Below are 22,794 nucleotides of genomic sequence, written 5' to 3' on the forward strand. Positions count from 1 at the left end.
GAACACCGGAAAACAGCTCTCAGTCCGCCACGAGTGCGGGCGGCGGGGCGAACGGCTCGATCGGCGTCCCCTGCTCGGTCAGTTTCCGCCGCACGGTGCGGGCGATCCTCACCGCGTCGGGGGTGTCGCCGTGCACGCAGATCGAGTCCGGCGACAGCGACAGCGGAGTCCCGTCCGCCGCCTCGATCGGTTGCCCTCGGACGATCCGCAGGCAGCGGTCGGCTATCGCCTCGGGGTCGTGCAGCACCGCGCCGGGACGACCACGCGGCACGAGGGTTCCTTCCGGGGTGTAGGCGCGATCGGCGAACGCCTCCCGATGGGGATTCAGCCCCGACTCCCCCGCCAGCCGCAACCACTCCGAACCGGCCAGGCCCAGCACGGCCATGCCGGGACGGAACCGGCGCACCGCTTCCACCACGGCCTCGGCCTGCTCGGTGTGCGAGACGATGGTGTTGTACAGCGCGCCGTGCGGCTTGACGTAGGTGACCGCGGTGCCCGCCACCCTGGCCAGCGCGTCGAGCGCGCCGATCTGGTAGATCACCTCGTCCACGAGTTCGGCCGGGTCCATGTCGATGAACCGGCGGCCGAATCCGGCCAGATCCCGGTAACCGACCTGGGCCCCCACGGCGACCCCGCGCATCGCCGCTCCGGAGCAGGCCGCGCGCAGCGTCCTCGGATCACCCGCGTGGAACCCGCAGGCGACGTTGGCGCTGCTGACGATGTCCAGCAGCGCGGTGTCGTCGCCCAGTTCCCAGCGCCCGAACCCCTCGGCCAGGTCAGCGTTGACGTCCATATCGGGCAACCTCTCACGAGACCGCGCGCGTGATCACGGGGGTCCGATCACGCCGTCGCCAGCTCACCACGGGACCACGTAAGCGGCTCCGCGGGTGGGAGCCAACCCGCATGGACCTCCTGCCCAGGGGCGAAGGACCGAAGTCACCGATGTCGCCGAGAGCTTGCGACCCGGTCTCGGACGGTTCTTTACTCGTGGTGGGAGTGCTTTCGACAAGCATCGCGCGAACGGATTCCGGCGATGCGCGGGGAAGGGAGCGAATCATGGGCAACCCGGTGGTGCACTTCGAGATTCTGGGCAAGGACGCGGCGAAGCTCCGCGACTACTACTCACGGCTGTTCGGCTGGAAGATCGACACGGACAACCAGTTGGACTACGGCATGGTCGAGCGCGAGACGGTCGAGGACGACGGTGAGACCGTGGGCATCGGCGGCGGCATCGCCGCCGTTCCGGAGGGCTACGAGGGAATGGTGACGTTCTACGTGGGCGTCGACGACGTGGAACAGGCGCTGTCCCAGGCCGAGACCCTCGGCGGCAGCCGGGTGATGGGCCCGGAGAAGGTGATGGAGCAGCTGGAGATCGGGCTGTTCGCCGATCCGGAGGGGCACGTGATCGGCGTGGTCAACCCCGGCTCCTGAGGACGCCGAAACCCGCGCACCGGCGCCACGGCGCGATCCGATTGCCCCGGGAAGGCTCCGATGCCTTCCAGAACCGGAGCCCCGGTGCCACTCCACCGCGCGACGGGCGGGAGCGGCGGATTTAACTCGCACGTCATCGCTGACGGGCTCCGAGGTAACAACCGGGAACCAGTATGGCGGACATGACCGAGCGAGACTTCGCGGCAACCGACCGCGGCACCGTGACCCGGCGTCCGAACGCCGCGCGTCCCTCGGCGTGGTTCGCCCCTGCCGCGGTGGCTGTCGGCACGACGCAGCTCGTGCTGTTCCAACTGGGGACCGGACGGCTCGCCGCGTGGATCCTGACCGCCGCGGGTGTGGCGTGGCTGTGCGCGACCGCGATCGGTCGGATGCTGCCCGCGCTCGCCCGGCTCGGCGGTCGGAGAACCGAGCAGCGACGGTTCGCGGGCGAACCCACCACGGTGGAGCTCGGCGAGCGGGCGGATCGGGAGCTGTGGCGGGTGCGTGCCTCGGTCAGCGACGAACCGGGCGGCCTGGCCGCACTGGCCGGTCAACTGGCCCTGTTGGACGGTGACATCCGGACCATGCAGGTGCACCCGGTCGCCGACGCGGCGGTGGACGAGTTCCTGCTGCACCTGCCCGGCGAGGTCGGCCACGCCGAACTGGTCGAGGCGGTGACCAGCGCCGGTGGCCGTGACGTGACCGCCGAACGCACCGGTCCGCGCGAGCTGGACGACGTCCCCACCAGGGCACTGCGGCTGGCGACCGAACTGGTGGAGGGCACCGACGAACCGCGTGGCGCGCTGCGGGCGCTGCTGGGTGACGTCGAGGTGAGCTGGTTGGCCTCGACCGAGGGGCTGGGCATGGGCACCGATGAACTGCTCGGGCAGTCGATCTGCCTGGACCACCCCGGCGGTGGTGTGCTGCTGCTGCGCCGGAGGGCGGGTGAGTTCACACCGGCCGAGTTCGCCAGGGCACGCGCGATGACGGGGCTGGCGGCCAGTCGGAAGGCGCACGCGGGACGTCCCTCCGAGGGCCATACGGCACGCGACGGCTCCGAGTTCGCGGTGCGCGGCGCCGAGGACGCGGACCTGCCGCTGGTGCGCGAGCTGCACGAGCGGTGCTCGAACGCCAGCAGGCACCGGCGCTACTTCGTGGCGGGAATCCCCGCTGACCGACGGCCGGAGCTGTCGCCGACTCCGGCACGAGTGGATTCGCGGCCGGGGGATTCACGGCCGGGGGATTCACGGCCGGGGGATTCACGGTTGAGTAGCTCGCTGCTGGCGACTTCGCCCGAGGGCGAGGTGGTGGCGATGGGCGACCTCGACCACGACGGCACCGCCGGTGAGTTGGCACTGCTGGTGCGCGACGACTGGCAGGGGCTGGGCGTGGGGTCGGCGCTGCGGGACGCACTGCTGACGCGTGCCCGCGAGTTCGGGCTCGCCCGGGTGAGCGCGTTGACCCAGCTGGACAACACCGCGATGGCGCGCACGTTGCGTTCGGCCGGGTTCAAGCACGTCGGCGCGGACGAGCCGGGCGAGTGGTCCTGGACGCTGGAGCTGCGGGACGGCGCGGAGCGGGCACGCCCCACTGCCCGGGAAGCGAGCGCGACGGTCCCGGCCGGGCGCACCCTGGCCGAGACCAGCCCGCACTGATTCGCGGTCAGGCGCTCGCCCCACCGTCGACGACCAGGTCGTGACCGACCACGAAACTCGCCTCATCCGAGGCCAGCCACAGTACGGCCGCGACGATCTCGTCGGGATCGGCCAACCTTCCCGCCGGGATACCACCGGTGAGCCTGACCGAACGCTGCTCCGCCGTCTCTCCCGGTAGGAACGTCATGTCGGTGTCGGAGGCACCGGGGCTGACGACGTTGATCCGGATGCCGTCCCGGATGTGGTCCCGCGCGGCGGAGCGGCTCATGTTGCTGACTCCGGCCTTGGAGGCCACGTAGGGACCGACACCACCGAACCTGGCGTGGTCACCGATGTTCGATCCGACGTTGACGATGGCGCCGCCACCGTGCTCCCGCATGTGGTTGATCTCGTGCTTCATGCACAGCGCCACACCGGTGAGGTTGACGGCGATCGCGGAGTGCCAGGTGCTTTCCGCCGTGTCGGCGAACGCTCCCGGTTCCGGGAAGACCCCCGCGTTGTTGTGCGCGATGTCCAGGGATCCGTACCGCCGCACAACGGTTTCCAGCCCGTCGCTCACCGAGGCGGAATCGGTGACGTCGACGTTGACCGCACTGGCCTCGCCCCCGTTTTCCTCGATCATCTCGACGGTCCGCGCGGTCTTCTCGTCGTCACGACCCGCGGCGACCACTGTGGCCCCCTCCGCCGCGAAGGAAAGAGCGCTCCTCCGGCCGAGACCGGATCCGGCTCCGGTAATGAAAACCACTTTTCCCTCGAAACGCGAATTCATGATTCGTTCTCCTGATTCCGACTTACCGTTCTCCGCCTGCCCGTGAAAACCGAAACACTCGCTCCCCGAAAGGGACGAGCTAATCCCCGGATCCCCGGAAATCCGGGTGAACACATCTACCGAGGGGACGCCGCACATCCTCCGAAGCAACGGACACCAGGGCAACCAGCACCACATACTTCGTCATGTCGAGCGCCGCCCCCGGAACATGACAAAGTACGAAATCTCGGTTGTTCCTCCCCGAAAAGACGCGCAAACTCCGGACGGAAACGACTTTCCGATTCTTCGGAGTTTTTGATGACCACCGGATCCGGGCACGAGGACGCGCCCACGGCGGGCCGAGCGGAATGCCGTACGCCACGTACGAGAGCGGCCTTTTCGCTGCTGGCCGCGACGCAGCTCGTGCTCATCATGGCGATCACCATGCTCGCGGTGGTCCTGCCGCGCGTCGAGGCGGAACTGGGGCTCTCGGCGGGCCGCCTGACCCTGGTCAACGCCGCCTACGGCCTGTCCTTCAGCGGGCTGTTGCTGCTGGGAGGCCGGGCCGCGGATCTCTACGGCCCTCGGCGACTGTTCACCACGGGGCTCGTGCTGTTCGGTGCCGCCTCCATCACGGCTGGTGTGGCGCCCGGGTTCTGGACACTGACGATCAGCAGATTCCTGCAGGGAGCGGGCGCGGCACTGGCGGCACCGGCAGCGGTGGCGCTGGTCGGGGTCGTGTTCCCCGAACCGCGTCGCCGTGCCCGGGCCTTGGCGGCGTGGGGTGGGCTTTCCCCGCTCGGAGCGGCGGCGGGCGTGCTGTCCTCCGGCGTGATCGCCGGCTGGGTGTCGTGGCGTTGGGTGTTCGCGGTGCCGGTGCTCGCCGCCGTACTGGTGTTGGCGCTGACCAGCTCGTTACTACCCGCCGACGGGCGGACCGTGCGGGGCGGTCTCGACGTCGGGGGCGCGGTTCTGGCGACCGCGGGGCTGACCGCGCTCAGCTACGGCCTGGTCCACGCGGCGGAGCGATCCTGGTTCTCGCTGCCGGTGCTCGGCCCGCTCACGGCGGGTGTGGTGTTGGTGACGTCCTTCGTCCTCGCGGAGCGGAAAGCGGCCGACCCGTTGCTGCCGCCGGCGTTTCTGGGCTCGGGGCGCCGAGTGGGCGCCCTGTGGGTGATCCTGGTCGGTGCCACCGCGATCTCGACCGTTCTCATGCTGCTGTCGTTGTACTTCCAACAGGTGAAGGGGATGTCTCCGCTCGGCACGGCTGCCGCGTTCCTGCCGTTCAGCCTGCTGTTGTTGCTCACCGGGCTCATCGTGACGCGGTTGGTCAACCGGTTCGGGCCGCGCGTCGTCGCGGTCGTCGGTTCGCTGCTCGCCGCCGGAGGGGCGGCACTGCTCGGCGGCACGACGGCGGGCGGACCGTACGCGGGTGCTTTGCTGGCCGGGCTGCTGGTCCTGCCGGTCGGGATCAGCATGATGTTCTCCGGTGCGACGGTCCGGGTCCTCTCAGCGGGGAGCGAGGAGCGGGCCGGCCTCGCGGGCAGTCTGGTCAACACCGCCATGGAGACCGGTCCGACCGCCGGGTTGGCGCTGTTGGTCTCGCTGGCCACCACCCGCACCGACTCGCTGCTCGCCGAGGGGGCAGCGCCGCGTGTCGCCGAGACGTCCGGGTACTCCTTCGCGTTCGACACGGCCGCGCTGGTCCTGCTCGGCACGGCGGCGGTGGCACTGTGGACACTCCGCGGGACCGGAGGTCGGGATCAGTAGTCCGCCGTCCTGTCCCGTGACAGCACACGAGCCGTGTGGGCCAGCGAGGCCAGCGTGATGTGGCGGTGCCAACCGGGGTAGGTACGCCCCTCGAAGTCGCGAATGCCGACGGTCCCGCCGATCTCCTCGCTGTCGCGGGCGACCCGCCCGGGAAGCTTGCCGCTCCGCAGCAGAGCATCGACCGACGGGGTGCGTGCGTTCGTCAGCCACATCCGCTCCGGTGGGTTCCGCGGATCCGACCACTCCCCGACCAGACGCAGCATCCGCCGCTTGCCGCTGTCGGGGCCGTTGTCCGGTCGTCGTGGGATCGGCTCCACCGGAACGGTCACCGCCGCGCTGGTGCGTCGACGGCGGGTCACGGGATCGGTCCACTCCACGTCGCCGCGCAGCCCCCGCACGGCTTCGAGCAGTCGCCGCGCAGTCGTGGGAACGGAACCGTAGCCGGGCAGTGTCGGGTCGGTGACCACGAAACGGTTGTCCGCACGCACCCGCATCAGGAAGGGGAACGGAGCGGCGGCGAGCCCGGTGCCGAACAGGTCGAGGTCGACGGAGTCGTTGTCGAACACCACCGGGGCTTCCAGCGGTCCCCAACGTCGGACGGCCTCGAAAGCCACGTTGGCCACGGACTGCCCCAGTGTCTCCGCGCCCGCCCCGCTGGGGATCGCCGCCCTGCTGCGGCGGTTCCGGTCCGCCAGCCACTCCGTGGTCAGGTAGAGCCGCCAATCGACCGGGAAGGCGGAACTCTCGTCGGTCAACCACAGCCCGAACGCCTGCTGTTTGTTGGCACACGAGAGCACGCCGACCGAGTGGTCCCCGTTCTTCGGTATGGACAGTGGACTCACCACCCAGGCGGCCGGGGTGATCCGCTCCCGCAGGTGGGTCAGCAGCAGTTCGCGCACCGCGTTCCAGTCCCAGGTGGAGCTGTGCACGAAGTGGTGCAGGTTCTGCGCCGCGGCCGCGCCACCGACGCTCGTCGCGATGTTGCGGATGGAGCGACGACCGGTGCTGGACAGCAGGCCGCGGACGTACTGCTCACCGCGACGCCGCTGGTCCCTCCTGCGCAACGCCGCGAAAGCGGCCGAGCAGAGCTCCTCGACGACCTCGTCCTCGACGGAGGTGGGGCTGGTCGGAACGGTCATACTCGTTCACACCTTCTCGATACACCGCGTACGACTTCCGCCACCATGCCGGGTGCAGCGGAGATCGACCACGTGTCGGTGGACACGATTCGCCGCGCGTCCGGTGGTTGGGACACCGAAGCGCGGCACCGGAACCCGTGCCGTGCGGGAGTGTCCGATCCGGAATCGGGGTACCGCGGGCGGGAGGTTCTCCGAACCGGAAGGGCGTTTGAACACACCAGGACGTCTCAACGCACCAGGACGTTGCCGAACTGCCAGGGATCGTCCTCGTCCGAGCTCCGCACCGGCACGTCGAGTCGATCGTCGGCCCCGTCGAACGGTGTCCAGTCCGTCGGCACGGAGGGGCACTCGCCGAGGTAGGGCTCCGCCGCGGCCAGCACCTCCTCGTGATCGAGATCGTCGGGTACGCACAGCCCCCGGTTCGGGTGCAGCAGCATCCAGCGCAGCGCACCGAGCGCCGAAGCCGCGACCTGCAGCGTGGTGGCGTTCTGCCCCGGCACCAGGGAACGCGCCTCGTGGATGTCCAGACTCGTACCGGTCCACCACCCGTTGCGGCCGTGGCCGAGCAGCAGCACGCCGAGCTCGTCGGAACCCGCCACGATCTCGTCGTCGACGATCCGCTGCCGCGACTGCGTCCGGTAGCCCCGCATCCGGAACTCGTGCAGCGAGGCCAGGGCCGCGTCGCTGGGCAGGTAGGCGAAATGCACTGTCGGGCGGTAGATCGGCAGCCCGCTCGGATCGCGGACGGTGAGACCGTCGCTGATGGTGAAGGTCTCCCCGTGGCTGATCATCATTCCCAGCATCGGCCCGGTGGAGGGCGCCCAGGAGCGGACCCAGGTGCTCATCCCGGTGCGGGCGAGGTAGATCTGGTTGCGGGGGCCGGTCTCGTGGGTGACGGCCAGCGGCGGCAGCTCGCGCTCGTGGGTGCCCCACCCGAGTTCGGCAGGCGCGGTCGCCTCCTCGTAGAAGCCCTTGACCGACCAGGTGTTCACGAACTCGTCCACGTCCTTCGGGACCTCGCCGCGCTGGGTGTCCCGTTCGGAGATGTGGATGGCCCGCGTGCCGGTCGTCATGGCGATGCGGGCGTGATCGCCGTCCGCCAGCGCCGACTCCAGCGCACCGTCGTCATCGACCGCCGGGCCGGATCCCGCGTCCCGATCGGCGAGCACGGCGGTGGCGACGTCGTGCAGTGCGCGTTTGGTCAGGTGGCTGACCAGGCCCGGGTTGGCGCCGTGTTCGACCACCGCCGTCGGGCCGGCCGGGTCGAGCCGAGCCGCCAGCTCGTACAGCTTGCCGTGTCTGCGGTAGGTGGTTCGGTCTGCCGCGGTCGTGGTGGAGTCGCCGTCGGACGCCCAGGTCTCCAGCGAGGTGTCGAGATAGCGCACCCCGTTGCGGTGGCACCACCACAGCAGGTCGCGGGAGTCGACGTCCCAGGTCAGATTGATCAGCACGTCACCGGGCCCAAGCTCACGGGCCAGGGTGTGCGGGTAGTTCTGCCTGGTGAGCCGGTGCCTGACGAAGCGCGCTCCACGTGCCAGGGCCGGTTCGGCCCCGGTGCGTGAATCGACCCGGTCCATGATGGTCAGTTCGCCGAAGTTCATGGCGACATGACGCAGCAGCAGCGGTTGCAGGCACCGTGAAACCGCGCCGCAGCCGAGCAGCAGGATTCGCCCGGTGAACTCCACCCGCCAGTCGGCACGCATGGCACAACCCGTACTCCGGTGGCCGGTCCAGGTCCACGGTGATCGGTCAGGACAAGCCGATCGGAGCAGCGCGCCGCTCACTCCCCGGGAGCACCAGCCGCGGGGATCACTCCGCGGTGGTGGTCGGACGTGGCCCCGCAGTCGCGATGTCCAGGAAGGACCGCAGCACCGGCGGTGTGCTGCCGCGACGCCACGAGATCGCGGTCTGTGCCCGCTCCCCGACGTCGCTCAGCGCCAGGAATACGGCACCGGCGCGCTGCAGGCTGCGCATCGAGGCGGGCACCACCGCCACCCCCATGCCACCGGCCACGAGCCCGACGATGGTCTGCATCAGCCAGACGTCGCGCTGCACCACCCGAGGGGTGAAACCCGCGCGTTCGCAGGCCTCGACCACGATCGCGTAAAGCCCCGGCATGCTGCCGTGGCGGGCGGGCAGGATGAACGGTTCGTCGGAGACCTCGTCGAGCCGCACCCGCTCCCGGTCGGCCAGCCGGTGCGTGGCCGGCAACGCGAGCAGCAGCGACTCCTCGGCCACCGGCCGGACGTGCAGCGCGGGGTCCTCGAACGGGAGGTAGAACAGCCCGGCATCGATCCGCCGGTCGTGCAGCCGGTCCACGATCTCGTCGGGGCGCATCTCCTGCAGGTGCAGCGTCACGTCGGGGTACTCGGCCTTGAACCGGCGCAGCATGGGCGGCAGCACCGCGTTCGACGCGGAGGGGATGAACCCGAGCGCCAGCCTGCCCACCAGCCCGCTGCCCACCTCCCGGGTCATCCGGCCCGCCTGTTCCACCTCGTGCAGGATGCGCCGCGCCTCCTCCAGCAGCACCTTGCCCGCCTCGGTGAGCTGCGCGCCGCGCGCGGTGCGGTGCACGAGGTTGGTTCCCAGCTCCGTTTCGAGCTTGCGCAGCTGCGCGCTCAACGGAGGTTGCGCGATGTGCAATCGCGCTGCCGCGCGGGTGAGGCTCTGCTCCTCCGCGATGGTCACGAAATACCGCAGGTGTCGTAGTTCCACTTCCGCCATCCGTCGCAGCACAGCCGTGCCGCATATTTTGATCGTATGACTACCGTCACGAGATGGTATTGGACATATGACTTACGTCAAAGTCAGGCTGCTACCCGACGGTCACCATCCCGCCCGGACCCCATGACACGCCGCGCGACGCCGCGACCACGCGACGCCGACCGGGCGGGGAGACGGTGTGACCGGCCGGAACTTCCAACCACGTCCAACCCAGCTAGGAGAGTGCTGTGTCGGGTGTTGAGACGACTAGTCGCGCGGGCGCCGCTTGGGTGCTGCCGCTGTGTTGGGCGGCGGTGCTGCTGGACGGCTTCGATCTGGTGGTGCTCGGATCGGTGCTGCCCGTGATGCTCGAGAACGACGTGTGGGGGCTGACGCCCGCGAGCGCGTCGGTGGTCTCCACGGTCGGGCTGATCGGCATGATGGTCGGCGCGCTGACGATCGGAACGGTCACGGACCTGATCGGGCGCCGCAAGGTGCTGCTGGTGGCGGTGACCACCTTCTCGCTGTTCACACTGCTGTGCGCGGTGGCGCCCTCGGTGTTCGTGTTCGGGCTGCTGCGGTTCCTGGCGGGGCTGGGCCTGGGTGGCTGCCTGCCGACCGCGATCACGCTGACCACCGAGTACGCGCGGGGCTCGTGGCGCAGCAGCGCCACCACCACGATCATGACGGGCTACCACGTGGGCGCGGTGCTGACCGCGCTGCTGGGGATCGCGCTGATCCCGAACTTCGGGTGGCACGCCATGTTCGTGGCGGGGGCGCTGCCCGCCGTGGTGCTGGTGCCGCTGATGTGGCGCTACCTGCCCGAGTCCGAGGTCTTCCGGGCCAAGGCCGAGAGGTCCACCGAGTCGCACGGCGCCTCGGCGCGGCAGAGCATCACGCTGCTGTTCCGCGACGGCATGGCCCGCTCCACGCTGGCCTTCTGGATCACCTCGTTCCTGGGGCTGATCCTGGTGTACGGACTCAACACCTGGCTGCCGGAGATCATGCGCAGCGCCGGGTATCCGCTGGGGACCTCGCTGGGGCTGCTGCTGACGCTCAACGCCGGCGCCGTGATCGGCCTGGTCGTGGCAGGCCGCGTGGCCGACAAGGCGGGCGTGAAGGGCTCCACGGTCGCCTGGTTCGGCGCGGCCGCCGTGATGCTGGCGCTGCTCAGCGTCCGGCTGCCCGCTTTCGGGCTCTACGCGGCGGTGTTCTTCGCCGGGTTCTTCGTGTTCAGCGCCCAGGTGCTGGTCTACGCGTTCGTGGGGCGCAGCTACCCGGTGGACAGCAGGGCCACCGGACTGGGCTGGACCACCGGTGTGGGGCGCATCGGCGCGATCAGCGGCCCGCTGATCGGTGGTGCGCTGCTCACGGCCGGTATCGCCTACCCGTGGGGCTTCTACGCCTTCGCGGCCATCGGCGCGCTGGGTGCGCTGGCGGTGGCGATCGCGGCGCGGCCCGCCTCGCACGCCGAGGAGTCGGCCGAGGTCACGGTCTCGGAACGGGCGGGCTCGAACGAGTCCGTGGCCGGGGCCAGGAGTTGACGAGCGCGGCATCGTCGCGGAGCGGGTACGACCCGCGGAGCTGATTCGGACGCGGGGAGTCGCCGGTGTTCACCGGGGCTCCCCGCGAACTCTCGGAGCAGCGAGTTACCGACACGTTCTCCGTCGGTTCCGGCGTTTCTGCGGGACGCGGCGTCGGTTTCGCCGCAGCATCGAAGGCGGTAACCGGCGCCTACTCCTTGGAGTCGACGTGGATTCGGACGGTGTGCTGGACCCGGCAGAGGTGTTCGACGAGCTCGGGGCCGACTACGAGGCGGCGTTCCACGAGGCACCGCTGGTGTGGCAGGGACTGCACGAGCTGCTGGCGCGGCTGCGGCCCGGTGACGAGGTGCTGGACCTGGGCAGCGGCACCGGCCGCCCCGTCTCGGAGCGACTGTCCGGCGCCGGGTTCGAGGTGACCGGCCTGGACGTCTCGGCCACCATGATCGAGCTGGCCCGGCAGCGGGTCCCGGGGGCGCGGTTCGAACTCACCGACATCCGCGACCGGGACTTTCCGCCGGGGTCGCTGCACGCGGTGGTGGCGTTCTTCTCGTTCCTGACGCTCTCGCGCGCGGAGATCCGCACCATGCTGGAGCGGGTGCGGGACTGGCTCACGCCGGGTGGCGTGTTCGCGCTGCTGACGGTGCCCGGCGACATCGAGCAGCGGGTGGTGCGCTTTCTGGGATACCCGATCCACGCCACCAGCTTCGCCGCCGAGGAGTGGCCGCGGCTGCTGGAGCGGGCGGGCCTGGAGGTGCTGCGGGACAGCTCGGAACCGTTCGTCCCCACCGGACGGAGCAGTACCGAGACCGAGCAGCACCAGCTGCTGCTCGCCCGCAAACCCTAGAATCTCGCCGTCTTCCAGGATCCCCCAGCCCTCTTCCGAGCGCCCGGCCCTCTTCCGAGCGCCCAGCCCTCTTCCAGCGCCGCGCTCTCCCCACCACCCTCCAGGCGATTTCTCGAGAAATTGACGCCCGCCGAGGCCAGGCGCCCCGGCATCCCTCGCGTCGATTTCTCGAGAAATTGACGAGGTCCAGGTCGGGGTGGTCCGGGTGTCTCGCCGCTGTGTCGGGGGCTGGTCGGGACACCCGGACCATGACCGCGGGCCGCGCCCAGACGACGACGCCGGAGCTCGGAAGGGTTCAGGGCCTCTGGAGCCGCCGCAACCCGGCCAGCACCCGGCCCATGACGACCAGGTCCGGATGCTCGGCCACGCTCCCGGGCCCCGGCTCGACATTCCCGGGCTCCCCGGCCCCGGCAGCAACCCCGGGACCGGTCGCGGTACCAGCCGCCGCACCAGCCTCGGCGGCAGCGGGCACCACCGACGACGCCACCGGCCCCGGCACCGCCGGGGCGAACAGGTGCGGCTGCTCATCCGGATCAACCAGCGGCCACCCGATCAACTCCACCGTGGGCCGCTCCTCCCGGAAATACGGCCGCAATCGCAACGCCGCCACCCCGCGTGCCGCCGGACCACTGCCCCCGGCGTGACGCGGACGCCAGGCGCCCCGCCGCGACCAGCACCGCAACACCACCGCCACCCCGGCCAGCACCACCGCCGTCCCCACCGGCCACACCGAACCCACCATCACCGGGCACCACCCTCATCACCCAGCACACCCGCATCGACCACACCATCCACGGCCCCACCACCGAACGACACCGCCGCCGCGTGCTCCCGCAGCCGCCGCGCCACCCGCTCCAGCACCACCGCCGTCTCCGCACACTGCCGCGCCGTAGCCCGACCACCCGCCAGGTCACAGGCCACCCGATCCAGCACCCACCGCTCATGCTTGAGCGCGATCACCAACCTCGCCCGCTCACCGCTCACGACCGCACCACCGCCCCGGCACGCCGCTCGACCTCGGCCAACGACTCCAACCCCACCAGCTCCCGAGTCCGCTCATCGCAGTCGCGACACGTGCCCCACAACCACGCCACCTCACCCGTCCCCGCCGACACCTCCACGCCGCACAACGTCGACACCACCACACCCTCCGGAAACTCCACCCCCGGCAGCGGCACCACATCCCCACTCGCATGCCGAGCACCACCACCCGACACCCACACAAACGGATGCGACACGATGACCTCCTCTATGCCAACAACATCTTTCGTTGCCAACACCAATATGCGTTGCTAGCAACACCATGTGCAATCGCCTGATCGAATGACGTAAGCGCCACGAGACGCGGGTTATCGTTGGCGCATGGGCGGCAACAGCCGAGGATTGCCCAAGACACGAACGCTGGGCGCTGAACTGCGAGAAGCACGCGAGAAAGCAGGACTGTCCACACGAAAACTGGCGGAAAAAGTCCACAAACACCACAGCGTGCTCGCCCGCTACGAAAGCGGCGCCAAACGACCGGAGCCGGAAACGGTCGCGGCGATCCTGACCGCGCTCGACGCCACCGACACCGAGCGCAGCAGAGTGGTCGAACTCGCCCGAGCCGCCGAGGACGCCAACTGGGTGGCCGTCGGCGACTCCTCCCACCGCGACATGACCACACTCATCGAGTACGAACGCACCGCGAGCACTATCGCCGAGGTCGCCACCACCGTGATCCCCGGCGTGTTGCAGACCCACGACTACGCGCGGGCGATCATCGCCACCTGGTCACCCGGCGACGCCGACACACGCACCGCCATCCGGCTCGGCCGCCGCGACATGCTCACCAAACGGGACGCGCCGAACTTCACCGCGATCATCACCGAGAACGCACTCCGCGACCCCATCGGCGGAACCGAGGTGCACACCGAGCAACTACGCCACCTGCTGAAGATGAGCGAGCTGCCCAACGTCGAGATCAGGATCGTCGCCAGCCGCACCGGCCAATGGAACCCCACCCACGCCGGAAGCTTCATCTACTTCGACTTCGACAAAGCAGCACCAATCGTCTACATCGAACACTTCAGCTCACTGACACTGCTACACACCCCGAAAGAAATACACGCGTTCGAAAACGCGCTCACCACCCTGCGGAACACGGCGATGAACCCCGAACAATCAACCGACCTCATCGCCACACTCGCCAACACTCAAGGAGCACCCAGTGACAGCTGAACATCCCACCAACTGGCGCAAACCCACCCGCAGCTCCACCGGCAACGCCTGCGTCGAGGTCGGCCGGTTAGCCGACGGCGCGGCCGTCCGCGACACCAAGAACCGCGACGCCGGACACCTCACCACCAGCCGAGCACAGTGGACGGATTTCATCGCCGCCGTCAAAACCAACCGCTTCGACTGAGTTCAGCCGTTCGGACCGTCCCGGTGAGTGCGCGTGCACCGGGACGGTCTTTTCGATCGGCCGCGTTTTGACCGGGAAGAAGGCCTTCCGCGACGGGTTCGTCCGCTGAAGAGCACTCGCTGTCGGTCGGCGACGCTACCGTCGCGCCATGCAACAGCTCCTCACTCTCCCCACGATCCGCGCGCAGGCCGAACAAACCGTCAGTCGCATCCAGGACGTGGCCCGCAGCCACGGGGACGAGGATCCCGGGTCCACCCCGGAGCAGGATGAGGCACTCCACCGCGCACAGCGCGTCCTTACCGAAGCGACCAGCCACGCCGCAGGAGGCCGCGCGGTGACAGTCCTTCCCGGCGGCGTGTTACCGGAGACGCGTGGGGAATGGAGATCGAGGCCCGCAGCTAGTTCGGCGCCGGACGTGCCGCACAACCGCTGGTCGCCGGGCTGCCTCTGCCCGCGATCACTACCGCGAGCGTCGCGGACGAGCGTGCCACCGGCAGGCAAGCCACACCCTTCACTCGCGCCGAGACGGAAACACAGGCAGGCACCGTGAGCAGTCTCGAAAAGCTCGGCGAGCAACTGGCCCTGGTGCTGACCAAACTCGCCGAAAGCCAGACCGCTCTCGTCCAAGCCCGCCACCGGATCGGCGAAAGCGGCCAGACCCTGGCCACCGTCGTCGACGAGCACACCCACCACGACCTGTCGGCCGGCATCCCGGCCTACCGCGAAGCCTGGTCCACCACGACCGAGGTCGGCAAAACACTCGTTTCGGTCGACAAGGCCATCCGCACCTACATGACCAGCATCGGCGCCCCCGGAGCCGAGACCGCCGGAGTCCCCAGCGATGACGAGGCGAACTCGCCATCAGCCGCCATGCCTACGGGCCTCGAACCACACCAGCCGGATGCTACGGCCCACCGCGACGACGAACCCGAGTTCAGCACCCCGGAATGGGCTGAACACGAGGTCACAAGCTTGACCGACCTGTCGGAAACCGCCGGGAACGTGTTCGACGACGAGGGTAACCAGATCAACACCGAACCGTGGCGAAGCGGGGAACACGACGTCTGGTTCGAGCAGAACGACCAGGAACTTCGGGCGAGCCCAGCGTTCCCGGCCATATCGCCTCGGGCCAAGGCTGTGCCCTCAGCCAGCCACGTGGAAACCAAGGTAGCCCGGTGGCTGGACAGCCAGCCGAACCTGAACCACGTCAGCATCGTGATCAACAAGCCCGTGATCTGTCAGGGTCGTTTCGGTTGCGAAGCAGCAGTCCGTGCCCTGCTCTCGGCGGGCAAATCAGTCAGTGTCTGGCCCTGGGGCAGTGGGGTACCGTACGAACTGAAGGGAGCCAAGAAAGCATGATCATCAGCGCGAGTCACCAACACGACTGGCTGCACGGTTACGACGCGGACCAGGTCGACCAGGTCATCAACACTGTTCTCACACAGGGTAGTCCGCTCCAGCCGAGCGAGGTCTTCGTTGGTGAGCGGACGGTGACGCTCGAAACAATGGACCTTCCCGAGTACCACGTACGGGTCTGCGTCAACCCGACCGCCGGATACGCGGCGCTGCTGTTCACCGCATCCGATCTTGACCCGGACCGGATCTGGGTATCCTTCAACTCGAAACCGCCGCTGGAGGACCCCCACCTGGCCAGCGACATCGACACCGGACGTTACCACGATCGGTTCACAGCCATCCCCATCGAGCAGGCCCGCACAGCGCTCCGGGAGTTCTGGAGCACCGGAGGCCGACGTCCAGCCCCGGTAACCTGGGTAGCAGCGGACTACTACGGGCGTATCACCGAGCGCATGACCGTCGCCGCGTAGCAGCCGGAACCTACCGAGTGAGTATCAGCGCACTCATGCATGACCAGTTCCACCACGTGGAGCGATAGGACGATGCTGACCGTGTGATCGACGAAGCCCTCGATCGCTCCCCGCCGGGACCGGCGGATGCGCCGATTCCACGGCGCGGCCATCCGCGACACCAAGAACCGCACGGCCGGACACCTCACCACCACCCGAGCACAGTGGACGGACTTCATCGCGGCCGTCAAAACCGACCGCTTCCACTGACCACGCGAAGCCCACGACGGCGTCCCCGGTAGCCACCAGGCCCCGGAGGGAACCGTCAATCTCTCGCGAAATCGCCGGGAACCGGGCTCCCGGCCTCCTCCCACAGCCGAGTGGCGATTCGCCCGGCGGAGTCGTCGGAGACTTCGCGGTAGCCGGTCCCCGCCCACAGCGCCAACCCGTCCTGGTCGGCCTGCGCTGCCGCGGCGGCGCGCAGTGGTTTGGTGAGCTGGTTGACCTCCGGGTACGCGGCCGGGGCTGTGGCGTCGTGCTCGGCGATGAACCGGTTGCGCAGCCCGCGCGCGTTCCTGCCCGAGAACGCCCTGGTCACGGTGGTCTCGGCGAAGCGCGGGTCGATCAGCGCGTCCTTGTGCGGCCCGTTCGTCCCGGCCTCGGGGCAGCGCAGGAAGGCGGTGCCCAGCTGCACCGCCGTGGCCCCCGCCCGCAGCGCGTTGGCGATGTCGATGCCGTCGGAGATCCCACCGGCCGCGAGCAGCGGCAGCTCGGTGGCCGCCCGCACCCGCACGAGCAGTTCGAGGGTGCTCACCTCGTCGTCCGGGGTGTCCGGGTGGAACGTCGCGCGGTGGCCGCCCGCTTCGGTGCCCTGCACCGTGAGGGTGTCGGCACCGTTGCGTTCGGCGTGCAGCGCCTCGTCGACCGTGGTGACGCCGGCCACCACGTGCGTGCCCACCCGGTGCAGCCGTTGCACCACTTCCGCGGGCGGCGGGCCGAACGTGAAGGAGACGATCGGGACCGGTTCGCGTTCCAGCAGGTCGAGCTTCTCCTCGAAGCGGTCGCGGTCGGCCGGGTCGGGCTGCGGCAGTTTCGCGGCGTAGCGCTCGGCCTCGCCGCGCAGTTCCGCCAGGTAGGCGGCCACTTCCTCGGCGCGGTCGGAAGGCGGTCCCGGCACGAACAGGTTGACGCCGAAGACCGGGACCTCGCCGCGCACCCGCTCGATCTGCTCCCGCAGGGTTTCCGGGGTCTTGTAGCCCGCCGCCAGGAAACCGGTACCGCCCGCCGCTGCCACGGCGGCGACCAGTTCCGGTGTGGACGGTCCGCCCGCCATCGGCGCGGCGATCACGGGGAGCCGCAGCTCGGAGAAATCGAACACCGCGTGCGCTCCTGGTTCTCGAGGAAGTCGTGTTCCGGCCCACCAGCGGCGAGCCGTGCCGGACGACGGGGCTACCCGCTGAGGCGAGGCGACAACCGTGCGGCCCGGCGAGATCCACGGTCACAAAGCCGGAACCGCCGCGCAACAGCGGCGCGGATGAAATCCGGCACAGCGTGCCGGGCTTGTCGGCCGTCAACACACCAGGGGTGAAATCCAGGTAGCCAACGAGTGCGAGAGCTCGACGTCGCTTCCCGAGCGGCGACCGGTGGGGACGCCGAATCCCGTTACCCCCGCACCCCGGTCGAACCGAGCCGCCCCGCCAGGTCCCGCACAAGCGTTCGCAGCAGTGCGACGAGTCGCTGCTCACGTTCCCGGCTGTGTCGGGCCTTGAGGAGGGTGACGCTGACCGCGGCGGTCGTGCCGCTGCGGGTCGAGACCGTGCCGGCCAGGCAGAATATGCCCTCGCCCGCCTCCTCGTCGTCGACGGCGTAGCCCCTGGCGCGGATCTCGGAAAGCTGCCGATCCAGTTCGGCGCGGGTGCGCACGCTGTTGGCGGTCAGCCGGGGCAGCTCCTGGTCCGTACCGAGCCGTTCCGCCAGCTCGCGCTCGCTCAGCGTGGCGAGCATCGCCTTGCCCACCGCGGTACACGTCGCGGGCAGGTGACGACCGACTTCGGAGACCAGCCTGATCGGGTGGCCTCCACCCCTGCGTGCCAGGTAGACCACGTCGGAACCGTCGAGTACGGCCAGCTGGAGGGTCTCCTCCTCGTCCTCGGCCAGCTCGAGGCAGGCGGCGTGGAACTGCTGGACGAGGTCGACACCCGCGAGATACGCCTCGCCGTACTCCACCAGCCGCTGGCCGAGGCAGTACTCCCCGTCCACCTGCCGCAGCAGCCCTCCCTGCGCGAGGGCGTGGCACACGTTGGACACGGAGGACTTCGCGATCCCAAGCCTGCGGCCGAGCTCGCTCGGCCCGAACGACTCCTCCCGGTTCGCGGCGAGCATGTCCAGAACCGCCACCGCACGCGTAACCGCGGGCGCGAGAGAGCGGTCTCCGTCCCCCTGACCCGATTCGTTCTCCACGATCCGTGCTCCTCCTCAGCCGGTCCCTGCGCCGCATCCTATTTCCCACCTTGGATTGACACAGATCACAGCGGCCCATATCGTTCAGCATGCTGTCTACCGTTCAGCATACTGACCATTACGAGTGATGGTCGCCCGGAACGACTCAAGGAGAGGCGCAGTGCACCTGGTTCGTTACGTGGATCCCGGGACGGGCACGGCCCGTGTCGGCCGCCACGAAGGAGACCGCGTCACCCCCCTGCCCTCGGTGGAAAGCATCGCGGAGCTGTTACGCCTGTCCGCGACCGAGCTCCGTGAACTCCTGGAGCGCGACACCTCCGCCGAGTCCACGCCCGAATCGGGCGCTCGGCTGCTTCCTCCCGTCGACGGCCGCACCGAGGTCTGGGCGAGCGGCGTGACCTACGAACGGTCCCGGGGTGCCCGCGTCGAGGAGAGCGACGCGGGCACCGTCTACCTGCACGTCTACGACGCGCCGCGACCCGAGCTGTTCTTCAAGGCACCGGCGTGGCGCGTGGTCACGGACGGCGACCCCGTCGCCATCCGCGCGGACTCGCCGCTCAACGTCCCCGAGCCGGAACTGGCGCTGGTCGTCAACAGCCACGGCGAGATCGTCGGCCTGACCGCGTGCAACGACATGAGCTCACGCTCCCTGGAAGGGGAGAACCCGCTCTACCTGCCGCAGGCCAAGGTCTACAACGGCAGCTGCGGACTCAGCGCGGGCATCAGGCCGATATGGCAGGTGGAGGACCCCACCGACCTGCGCATCAGCATGACCGTGCGACGGGACGGGAACGAGGTGTGGCGCGGGGAGACCTCCACCGCGAAGCTGCACCGAACCCCGCGGGAACTGGTGGACGCGCTGTTCGCCGAGACCGACTTCCCGGACGGTGCCGTGCTTGCCACCGGCACCGGGATCATCCCGGAACTCGACTTCACCCTGGCCCCGGACGACCTGATCGAGATCGAGATCGACGAGGTGGCGAGGCTGTCGAACCACGTCGTTCGGGGACGGGAAACCACCTCCTGGTTCACCGAACCCCCCACCGAATCGAAAGCGAGGGCGTGATGACCACGGCCACCACCCCGGAGGAAACCGACCTCCCCGAACTCGAACGAACGCTCGGCGCCGCGCGCGAGGCGGCCGGACCGCTCGCCGCGCTGCGTCCCTCCGAAAGGGCCCTGCTGCTCCGGGCGGCGGCGGACGCGCTGGACGCCGCGACCGAGGAGCTCGTCTCGCTGGCCGAGAGCGAGACGGCTCTCCCACGCCCCCGCCTCACCGGCGAGGTGGGCAGGTCCAGCGGACAGCTCAGGATGTTCGCCGCGGCACTCGAGGACGGCGGGTACCTGGAACCCGTCATCGACACGGCGAATGAGGACGGCAGGCCCGACCTGCGGCGGATGCTCGTGCCGCTCGGACCGGTCGTGGTGTTCGGCGCGAGCAACTTCCCGTTCGCCTTCAGCGTCCCGGGCGGTGACACCGCCTCGGCGCTGGCGGCGGGATGTCCGGTGGTGGTCAAGGCGCACCCCGGACACCCACGGCTGTCCGAACGCGTCGGCGAGCTCCTCGCCGGAGCGCTCCGCGCCTCCGGCGCCCCCGAAGGCACTCTCGCGGTGGTGCACGGGCAAGACGCCGGCCTGCGCGCGTTGACCGATCCGCGGGTCAAGGCGGCCACGTTCACCGGCTCGGAGGCGGGCGGAAAAGCACTGCTGGACGCGGCGAACTCCAGGCCCGACCCGATCCCCTTCTACGGCGAGCTGGGCAGTCTCAACCCCGTGTTCGTCACCCCCGCCGCGCTGCGCGCACGCGGCCCCGAGATCGTCGAGGGGTACGTGGCGTCCTTCACCCTCGGCGCGGGACAGTTCTGCACCAAACCCGGTCTGCTGTTCCTGCCCTCGAGGCACGGCGAACGGCAGCGCATCGTCGACGCGGTGCAGCGGTCGGCTCCCGCCGCGATGCTCAACGAGCGGATCAGGGACGCGCACGCCGCCGAACGCGACCGGTTGACCACCGTCCCCGGAATGCGGGTGCTGGCCACCGGCACCCCGGCGGACGAGCGGGTACCCGCGACGCTGCTCGAAACCACCGTGCCGGAACTGCTGGCCGGTTCCGACTCCGCGCTCACCGAGTGCTTCGGCCCCACCTCGATCGTGGTGACCTACGAGAACCTCGCGGAGCTGCGGGAGGCCGCCGAGGCGTTCACGGGAAACCTCACCGCCACCCTCCACTGCGAGGCCGAACGACCGTCCGATCCGGACAACGAGGTGGTTCCTCCGCTGCTGGAAGTGCTGCGCGAGCGGGTCGGCCGGGTGGTGTTCAACGGCTGGCCGACCGGGGTCGCGGTCACGGCGGCCATGCACCACGGCGGCCCCCACCCCGCCACCACCGGGTCGGTGCACACCTCCGTCGGCACCACGGCGCTGCGGCGGTTCCTGCGTCCGGTGTGCTTCCAGTCCACTCCCCAACCGCTGCTCCCGGAGGAGCTGGCGGACCACAACCCGCTCGGGCTGCCCCGCCTCGTCGACGGTGAGCGGAGCACGTCCCCGGTCAGGAGGCCGTTATGAACGACGAGGACAACCGCAGCAGGCACTGGTTCGGCGAGAGCGGCAGGGGCGGTTTCCTCCACCGCTCGTGGATGCGGGCCCAGGGGTTCACCGACGAGGTCTTCGACGGACGTCCGGTCATCGGGATCTGCAACACCTTCTCGGAGTTCACACCGTGCAACGCGCACCTGCGAAGGCTGGCCGAGAGCGTCAAGCAGGGAGTCTGGCAGGCGGGCGGATTTCCCGTCGAGTTCCCGACGATGTCGCTCGGCGAGACACTGCTGCGCCCCACGGCCATGCTCTTCCGCAACCTGCTGTCGATGGACGTGGAGGAGTCGCTGCGCGGCAACCCCGTGGACGGAACGGTGCTGCTGACCGGGTGCGACAAGACGACCCCCGGGTCGATCATGGGAGCGGCCAGCGTGGACCTGCCCAGCCTGGTGGTCACGGGCGGCCCCATGCTCAACGGGAAGTTCCGAGGCTGCGACATCGGTTCGGGAACGGCCGTGTGGCAGTTCACGCAGGACGTCAACGCGGGCAGGATGAGCAAACAGGACTACCTGGCCGCCGAGTCGGGCATGTCCCGGAGCAACGGGCACTGCATGACGATGGGCACCGCATCCACCATGGCCTGCCTGACCGAGGCGATGGGCCTCTCGCTCCCGGGTTCCGCCGCGATACCGGCCGTGGACTCCCGCCGCTACGCCACCGCGCAGCGCGCCGGACAGCGGATCGTCGAGATGGTCGGCGAGGACCTGCGACTCAGCAGAGTCGTGACCGAACCCGCCATGCGCAACGCGGTGGTCGCCAACGCGGCGCTGGGCGGATCCACCAACGCCGTGGTCCACCTGCTGGCCATCGCGGGCAGGGTGGGACTCCCGCTGACGCTGGACGACCTGGACGCGATCAGCCGCGACGTGCCGTGGTTGGCGAACCTGCAGCCCTCGGGCGAGTACCTGATGGAGGACTTCTACTACGCGGGTGGGCTGCCCGCCGTCCTGGCCGAGCTGACCGATCTGCTGGACGAACGGGCGATCACGGTCACCGGGCGCGGGCTCGTCGAGGCTGCGTCCGGCGGGGAGCGGGTGCCCGGCACCGAAGTCATCCACCCGCGTGCGGAGCCGCTCGGCCTCGGCGCGGGGACCGCGGTGCTGCACGGGAACCTCGCTCCGAACGGGGCGGTCGTCAAGCAGTCCGCGGTCTCCCCCGAGCTGGCGAACCACCGGGGCAGGGCGCTGGTGTTCGACAGCATCGAGGAGTACGACGCCGCCGTCGACGACCCCGAGCTGGACGTGGACGCGGACACGGTGCTCGTGCTGCGGAACTCCGGACCACGCGGCTACCCCGGAATGCCCGAGGTCGGCAACCTCACCATTCCCCGCAAACTCGCCGAGCGGGGCGTGGACGACATGGTGCGCATCTCCGACGCACGGATGAGCGGAACCGCCTACGGAACCGTGATACTGCACGTCTGCCCCGAGTCCGCCGTGGGCGGACCGCTCGCGCTGGTGCGGAGCGGTGACCGGATCGAACTCGACGTGGCCTCCCGGCGGCTGCACCTCGACGTGCCCGACGAGGAAATCGCCCGTCGGCGTTCCGAGCGGCACCCCACCCCGCGGCAGGAGGAGCGCGGCTGGGTGAAGCTCTACACCGAGCACGTCCTGCAGGCCGACCAAGGCTGTGATCTCGACTTCCTGGTCGGCTCCAGCGGCCCGACGGTGGCGCGGCAGTCCCACTGACGGCCCCGGGACGC

23 protein-coding genes are annotated in these 22,794 nt (G+C 69.7%); 13 read left to right on the top strand and 10 right to left on the bottom strand.

The window, feature by feature from the left end; translation table 11 throughout:
* Window positions 1-19: 19 nt before the first annotated feature.
* Window positions 20-793, bottom strand: coding sequence for a LamB/YcsF family protein (locus J2S53_RS09975; protein ID WP_456240737.1), 774 nt, complete (start codon window positions 791-793; stop codon window positions 20-22).
* Window positions 794-1,056: 263 nt separating this feature from the next.
* Between J2S53_RS09975 and J2S53_RS09980 the strand changes: the two genes are divergently transcribed.
* A complete protein-coding gene (locus J2S53_RS09980) occupies window positions 1,057-1,431 on the top strand; it encodes a VOC family protein (RefSeq protein ID WP_092978744.1) in 375 nt (124 codons plus the stop codon).
* A gap of 182 nt (window positions 1,432-1,613) precedes the next feature.
* Window positions 1,614-3,086: an N-acetyltransferase family protein gene (locus J2S53_RS09985; protein WP_456240738.1), complete on the top strand. Its 1,473-nt coding sequence runs from the start codon at window positions 1,614-1,616 to the stop codon at window positions 3,084-3,086.
* 7 nt (window positions 3,087-3,093) lie between these two features.
* On the opposite strand, the gene J2S53_RS09990 is transcribed toward J2S53_RS09985, so the two are convergent.
* Window positions 3,094-3,855, bottom strand: a complete 762-nt coding sequence (locus J2S53_RS09990) for an SDR family NAD(P)-dependent oxidoreductase (protein ID WP_456240739.1) — start codon at window positions 3,853-3,855, stop codon at window positions 3,094-3,096.
* A 297-nt stretch (window positions 3,856-4,152) separates the two neighbouring features.
* Between J2S53_RS09990 and J2S53_RS09995 the strand changes: the two genes are divergently transcribed.
* On the top strand, window positions 4,153-5,604 hold the full coding sequence (locus J2S53_RS09995) for an MFS transporter (RefSeq protein WP_456240740.1): 1,452 nt from the start codon (window positions 4,153-4,155) through the stop codon (window positions 5,602-5,604).
* Here J2S53_RS09995 and J2S53_RS10000 read toward each other — a convergent pair.
* From J2S53_RS10000 to J2S53_RS10010, 3 genes are all read right to left on the bottom strand, one after another.
* Window positions 5,598-6,743 carry an IS701 family transposase gene (locus tag J2S53_RS10000; RefSeq protein ID WP_456240741.1) on the bottom strand — a complete coding sequence of 382 codons (1,146 nt, stop codon included), beginning with the start codon at window positions 6,741-6,743 and terminating at the stop codon, window positions 5,598-5,600. The two genes, J2S53_RS09995 and J2S53_RS10000, sit on opposite strands and share 7 nt — an antisense overlap.
* Window positions 6,744-6,970: 227 nt before the next feature.
* On the bottom strand, window positions 6,971-8,446 hold the full coding sequence (locus J2S53_RS10005; protein ID WP_456240742.1) for a saccharopine dehydrogenase NADP-binding domain-containing protein: 1,476 nt from the start codon (window positions 8,444-8,446) through the stop codon (window positions 6,971-6,973).
* 106 nt (window positions 8,447-8,552) lie between these two features.
* On the bottom strand, window positions 8,553-9,479 hold the full coding sequence (locus J2S53_RS10010; RefSeq protein ID WP_456240743.1) for a LysR family transcriptional regulator: 927 nt from the start codon (window positions 9,477-9,479) through the stop codon (window positions 8,553-8,555).
* Window positions 9,480-9,694: 215 nt separating this feature from the next.
* Here J2S53_RS10010 and J2S53_RS10015 point away from each other — a divergent pair, with 215 nt between their 5' ends.
* Together J2S53_RS10015 and J2S53_RS10020 are read left to right on the top strand one after the other, a co-directional pair.
* Complete coding sequence (locus tag J2S53_RS10015; protein ID WP_456240744.1) at window positions 9,695-10,990, top strand: MFS transporter; 1,296 nt, start codon at window positions 9,695-9,697, stop codon at window positions 10,988-10,990.
* Window positions 10,991-11,198: 208 nt separating this feature from the next.
* Complete coding sequence (locus J2S53_RS10020; RefSeq protein WP_456240745.1) at window positions 11,199-11,834, top strand: class I SAM-dependent DNA methyltransferase; 636 nt, start codon at window positions 11,199-11,201, stop codon at window positions 11,832-11,834.
* A 295-nt stretch (window positions 11,835-12,129) separates the two neighbouring features.
* Here the strand turns inward: J2S53_RS10020 and J2S53_RS10025 are convergent, their stop codons facing one another.
* From J2S53_RS10025 to J2S53_RS10035, 3 genes are read right to left on the bottom strand one after another with little or no spacing between them, the layout of a single operon-like run.
* A complete protein-coding gene (locus J2S53_RS10025) occupies window positions 12,130-12,576 on the bottom strand; it encodes a hypothetical protein (protein WP_456240746.1) in 447 nt (148 codons plus the stop codon).
* Entirely contained in the window at window positions 12,576-12,818 is a 243-nt protein-coding gene (locus J2S53_RS10030; protein WP_456240747.1) for a hypothetical protein, read from the bottom strand. Before J2S53_RS10030 ends, J2S53_RS10025 begins: the two co-directional genes overlap by 1 nt.
* A complete protein-coding gene (locus J2S53_RS10035; RefSeq protein WP_456240748.1) occupies window positions 12,815-13,072 on the bottom strand; it encodes a zinc finger protein in 258 nt (85 codons plus the stop codon). The genes J2S53_RS10030 and J2S53_RS10035 overlap by 4 nt, the downstream gene beginning before the upstream one ends.
* Window positions 13,073-13,196: 124 nt before the next feature.
* Here J2S53_RS10035 and J2S53_RS10040 point away from each other — a divergent pair, with 124 nt between their 5' ends.
* The 5 genes from J2S53_RS10040 (at window position 13,197) to J2S53_RS10060 (ending at window position 16,310) form a co-directional block, all read left to right on the top strand.
* On the top strand, window positions 13,197-14,051 hold the full coding sequence (locus J2S53_RS10040; protein ID WP_092625921.1) for a helix-turn-helix domain-containing protein: 855 nt from the start codon (window positions 13,197-13,199) through the stop codon (window positions 14,049-14,051).
* Window positions 14,041-14,235, top strand: a complete 195-nt coding sequence (locus J2S53_RS10045; RefSeq protein ID WP_456240749.1) for a DUF397 domain-containing protein — start codon at window positions 14,041-14,043, stop codon at window positions 14,233-14,235. The genes J2S53_RS10040 and J2S53_RS10045 overlap by 11 nt, the downstream gene beginning before the upstream one ends.
* A gap of 546 nt (window positions 14,236-14,781) precedes the next feature.
* Entirely contained in the window at window positions 14,782-15,594 is an 813-nt protein-coding gene (locus J2S53_RS10050) for a DddA-like double-stranded DNA deaminase toxin (protein WP_456240750.1), read from the top strand.
* Window positions 15,591-16,061, top strand: a complete 471-nt coding sequence (locus J2S53_RS10055; RefSeq protein ID WP_456240751.1) for an Imm1 family immunity protein — start codon at window positions 15,591-15,593, stop codon at window positions 16,059-16,061. The genes J2S53_RS10050 and J2S53_RS10055 overlap by 4 nt, the downstream gene beginning before the upstream one ends.
* A 126-nt stretch (window positions 16,062-16,187) precedes the next feature.
* Window positions 16,188-16,310, top strand: a complete 123-nt coding sequence (locus J2S53_RS10060; protein WP_092625914.1) for a DUF397 domain-containing protein — start codon at window positions 16,188-16,190, stop codon at window positions 16,308-16,310.
* Window positions 16,311-16,365: 55 nt separating this feature from the next.
* Here the strand turns inward: J2S53_RS10060 and J2S53_RS10065 are convergent, their stop codons facing one another.
* On the bottom strand, window positions 16,366-17,418 hold the full coding sequence (locus tag J2S53_RS10065; RefSeq protein ID WP_456240752.1) for a nitronate monooxygenase: 1,053 nt from the start codon (window positions 17,416-17,418) through the stop codon (window positions 16,366-16,368).
* A gap of 284 nt (window positions 17,419-17,702) precedes the next feature.
* The gene (locus J2S53_RS10070) at window positions 17,703-18,500 is read right to left on the bottom strand and encodes an IclR family transcriptional regulator (protein ID WP_130467999.1); all 798 of its coding nucleotides are present in this window, start codon (window positions 18,498-18,500) and stop codon (window positions 17,703-17,705) included.
* Between the two features lie 160 nt (window positions 18,501-18,660).
* Here J2S53_RS10070 and J2S53_RS10075 point away from each other — a divergent pair, with 160 nt between their 5' ends.
* Genes J2S53_RS10075 through J2S53_RS10085 form a run of 3 tightly spaced genes read left to right on the top strand, consistent with a single transcriptional unit; the run spans window position 18,661 to window position 22,780 of the window.
* On the top strand, window positions 18,661-19,566 hold the full coding sequence (locus tag J2S53_RS10075; RefSeq protein WP_456240753.1) for a fumarylacetoacetate hydrolase family protein: 906 nt from the start codon (window positions 18,661-18,663) through the stop codon (window positions 19,564-19,566).
* Window positions 19,566-21,062: an aldehyde dehydrogenase (NADP(+)) gene (locus tag J2S53_RS10080; RefSeq protein WP_456240754.1), complete on the top strand. Its 1,497-nt coding sequence runs from the start codon at window positions 19,566-19,568 to the stop codon at window positions 21,060-21,062. Before J2S53_RS10075 ends, J2S53_RS10080 begins: the two co-directional genes overlap by 1 nt.
* Window positions 21,059-22,780 (top strand): IlvD/Edd family dehydratase, encoded by a 1,722-nt coding sequence (locus J2S53_RS10085; RefSeq protein ID WP_456240755.1) that lies wholly within the window; start codon window positions 21,059-21,061, stop codon window positions 22,778-22,780. Before J2S53_RS10080 ends, J2S53_RS10085 begins: the two co-directional genes overlap by 4 nt.
* Window positions 22,781-22,794: the final 14 nt, after the last annotated feature.

This window comes from Actinopolyspora lacussalsi, assembly GCA_030803735.1.
Lineage (GTDB): Bacteria > Actinomycetota > Actinomycetes > Mycobacteriales > Pseudonocardiaceae > Actinopolyspora > Actinopolyspora lacussalsi.

Bases quoted from the DNA above. Each gene is read 5' to 3' on its own strand.
- J2S53_RS09975 (WP_456240737.1), bottom strand. From the start codon at position 793: ATGGACGTCAACGCTGACCTGGCCGAGGGGTTCGGGCGCTGGGAACTG.
- J2S53_RS09980 (WP_092978744.1), top strand. From the start codon at position 1,057: ATGGGCAACCCGGTGGTGCACTTCGAGATTCTGGGCAAGGACGCGGCG.
- J2S53_RS09985 (WP_456240738.1), top strand. From the start codon at position 1,614: ATGACCGAGCGAGACTTCGCGGCAACCGACCGCGGCACCGTGACCCGG.
- J2S53_RS09990 (WP_456240739.1), bottom strand. From the start codon at position 3,855: ATGAATTCGCGTTTCGAGGGAAAAGTGGTTTTCATTACCGGAGCCGGA.
- J2S53_RS09995 (WP_456240740.1), top strand. From the start codon at position 4,153: ATGACCACCGGATCCGGGCACGAGGACGCGCCCACGGCGGGCCGAGCG.
- J2S53_RS10000 (WP_456240741.1), bottom strand. From the start codon at position 6,743: ATGACCGTTCCGACCAGCCCCACCTCCGTCGAGGACGAGGTCGTCGAG.
- J2S53_RS10005 (WP_456240742.1), bottom strand. From the start codon at position 8,446: ATGCGTGCCGACTGGCGGGTGGAGTTCACCGGGCGAATCCTGCTGCTC.
- J2S53_RS10025 (WP_456240746.1), bottom strand. From the start codon at position 12,576: ATGGTGGGTTCGGTGTGGCCGGTGGGGACGGCGGTGGTGCTGGCCGGG.
- J2S53_RS10040 (WP_092625921.1), top strand. From the start codon at position 13,197: ATGGGCGGCAACAGCCGAGGATTGCCCAAGACACGAACGCTGGGCGCT.
- J2S53_RS10055 (WP_456240751.1), top strand. From the start codon at position 15,591: ATGATCATCAGCGCGAGTCACCAACACGACTGGCTGCACGGTTACGAC.
- J2S53_RS10060 (WP_092625914.1), top strand. From the start codon at position 16,188: ATGCGCCGATTCCACGGCGCGGCCATCCGCGACACCAAGAACCGCACG.
- J2S53_RS10080 (WP_456240754.1), top strand. From the start codon at position 19,566: ATGACCACGGCCACCACCCCGGAGGAAACCGACCTCCCCGAACTCGAA.
- J2S53_RS10085 (WP_456240755.1), top strand. From the start codon at position 21,059: ATGAACGACGAGGACAACCGCAGCAGGCACTGGTTCGGCGAGAGCGGC.